This is a genomic window from Gilvimarinus sp. F26214L, from assembly GCF_054401055.1.
In genome coordinates this window covers 1-2,725 of sequence record NZ_JBTIYG010000030.1, presented here as the reverse complement: position 1 = coordinate 2,725, position 2,725 = coordinate 1, and the positions used below count along the sequence as shown (strand labels likewise).

Below are 2,725 nucleotides of genomic sequence, written 5' to 3'. Positions count from 1 at the left end.
GGGCTTGAGCACGTAGGGGAATTATCTTCAATTGAACAGTATTGTGCTTTGCCGCGGAGCGGCTTCGTTCAACAAGTCAATCAACTTCGCGCCTTCGGCGCCGGACGCAGCATAGCTGCGCCGGTTATTGAGGCGTTGGGCATTTGTAAGTGCAGGCTATGAGTACTGATACCGATATTGCTGATTTGGAGCGCCAGGGCTGGCAAGTCTTGTCCACCGGGCCTCGCGAAGCGCAGTCGTTCTACGGCGCCATTCTGGCGCCCGATGCGGAGATGCTCTTTCCCGGAGGAATGCGCATTACCGGCAGGGAGCGCATTCTAGAAACCATGGGCGGGCCACCTTGGGCCTCATTCGAAATATCGGATCTACAAGTCGTGGCGCTATCAGGTACGGTGCAGGCAGTAACGTATAAAGTCGTGGCCCAGCGGGAAGGCACCGACGAATATCATGCTCTTGTATGTAGTACCTACGCATTCCGCGCAGGAGTGTGGCAATTGGTTATTCATCAGCATACGCCGGAGTAGTGCCTTTGCCCAACAATGCGCTGCAGCCGACGGCCTACCCTCCGCTTCGCTCCGGGCAAGCCGCGGCTGAGCTTCATCGTTAACTGTCATATGGATTTACCACTAGGCACTGCCAATTCGCAGTTGTACGAAAAGAACGGGCTGACTTACTACAAAATCAGTCCTATATTTGGTACGCAGATTAACTTTTCCATAGATGTGCCTGTAAGCAAGCTTCAGATACAAGATGACAACATTATTTATGATTCAGGATTCTATAAACTCGAACTTGAGTTCAGGAAGCAGAAAAGTGCTTTATACAAGCTTCGTATCAAGCCAACTTACTTTTGGATTTTGCCATTTGGTATTACATTTTGCGAAATATCGAAACCAAACAAAGAAACACTGTTTGCGGCCATAGCAAACAGTTAACAAGCCAAAGCAGCCGACGCAAAAAAGCGCGCGGCTGTTTGGGGCGTTATACAAAATATTGAATGAGAACGTTAACCTATAGGAAAGCAAATGAGCGAAGAAGTTGAAGATAAGACGTTAAATCTTTACCCAATAGACTACCCATTTGAAACATTGGTTTCGAGAATCACTTCCGACAATCCAAAAACCATTTTGGATCCTGAATTCCAGCGAAAGTATAAGTGGGATAAGGACGGATGGGTAAGGGCATCGAAATTTATCGAATCTTGTTTAATGAGGATCCCTCTTCCTTCCTGTTATTTTGCTGAGGACGAAAGCAGAAAACAGCTTGTTATTGATGGTGTTCAAAGATTGACGACTATCACCAAATTTTTTAACGATGAATTCGCCTTGGAGGGAATGACGACTTTTAAAGAACTTGAAGGAAAGAGGTTTTCAGAACTCGGGGACCTTCAGGCCGAACTTGAGTCGACAACAATTCGTTGCATTGTTCTTCGGAAAGAAAATCCTAAGAAACTCATCAGGGAAATATTTGCACGACTGAACCAAGGGGCCGTCCAACTTAGTGACCAAGAAATACGACATGCTATTTATCCAGGAAGCTTGGATGATCTTTTAGTAGAACTTTCGAGCATGCCAGAAATAGTTAATTTTGGAATAGTTGACAATAGTGACAAAGTTCGTGATGACCGAGAACCCGACGAGCAAGTGCTAAGGTTTTTCGCATTCGCCGATGACTTAGAACTTGATAGCTATGACGGCGTATTAAGAAACTTTCTTGACGAATTTATGGAGAAACACGCTGAAGCTGGAGAAGAAGAGATTGCACAGTTGCGTGATAGATTCCAAACAGCGTTAGGAAACTGTAGAACCGTGTTTGAAGAGAATTTATTCACAGATGTGACGAGAGACAGACCAAGGCAAGGCATGGTTCATTATGATCTTCTCATGGTTACAGTAGGTTTGTTAGATAAACAGGTCGTAGATAACAAGAAAGATGAAATTAGGGCAGCTTACGATCAGCTATGCGCAAGTGATGAATTTAGACGAACCTTGTCAGGGGGGTTACAGAATAAAACGTCGATTTTAAGAAGAAGAAATCTATGGAGGCCATTGTTGGATGCCGCAATCAGCTAGTGCCACTCTGTATGCGCAATACGAAAGTCTTTTTGATACGTTAAAGGATGTGGTGATCACCTCGGAGCAAAGAGTTATTTCGGATGCGCCAGATCCGTTATTTGATGATAACGTAAACTTTTTCGTCAAATCTTACTTAATTAGTGTTTGCAGTTATCTTGAGGCGTATCTGCAAGATGTAGCCTTCAAACATTCGCAGATGATATCTGGCAGAGTTGCTGATGCCAAAATACCGCACAATTTTTTGCACTGGAGGCTAAGGACTGGAATCAAAGATAAAAACCTAAAATATAGGGATGTATCATTGCCAGTAACTAAAAAAGAGATCTCTGATGAAATTTCGGCCAACCCATATAGGACATTAAAGCTATTTCAGTCGCTAGGAGTTGATCTGTCAAGTAAAGAGGGGTTTGAGAACAATAAAGATCTAGTAAATACAATCGTCCGAAAAAGGAATAATATTGTTCATCATAATGATGCCGCGGCCGATGTTTCGTTCGGAGATCTAAGGGCCTACATTGATGTGATAATTCCTTATATGGCTGCAGTTAAAGAAGCCATAGAAGAACAAACTGTATAACAAATAAGGATATGTTGCGCTTGCCGCAACATATCTGATTGTTGAACGAGCCCGGTGGTCCTTATTAAGTAAA

Annotated in this window: 3 protein-coding genes; all 3 read left to right on the top strand. The window is 43.7% G+C overall.

Going from position 1 to position 2,725, the window contains the following annotated elements:
* The first annotated feature begins 158 nt into the window (after positions 1–158).
* The 3 genes from ACURWW_RS17140 to ACURWW_RS17130 all read left to right on the top strand — a co-directional run bounded on the left by ACURWW_RS17140 (position 159) and on the right by ACURWW_RS17130 (position 2,652).
* Positions 159–524: a nuclear transport factor 2 family protein gene (locus ACURWW_RS17140; protein WP_445618366.1), complete on the top strand. Its 366-nt coding sequence runs from the start codon at positions 159–161 to the stop codon at positions 522–524.
* Between the two features lie 501 nt (positions 525–1,025).
* The gene (locus ACURWW_RS17135; protein WP_445618365.1) at positions 1,026–2,072 is read left to right on the top strand and encodes a DUF262 domain-containing protein; all 1,047 of its coding nucleotides are present in this window, start codon (positions 1,026–1,028) and stop codon (positions 2,070–2,072) included.
* Positions 2,056–2,652, top strand: coding sequence for an MAE_28990/MAE_18760 family HEPN-like nuclease (locus ACURWW_RS17130; protein ID WP_445618364.1), 597 nt, complete (start codon positions 2,056–2,058; stop codon positions 2,650–2,652). The genes ACURWW_RS17135 and ACURWW_RS17130 overlap by 17 nt, the downstream gene beginning before the upstream one ends.
* Positions 2,653–2,725: the final 73 nt, after the last annotated feature.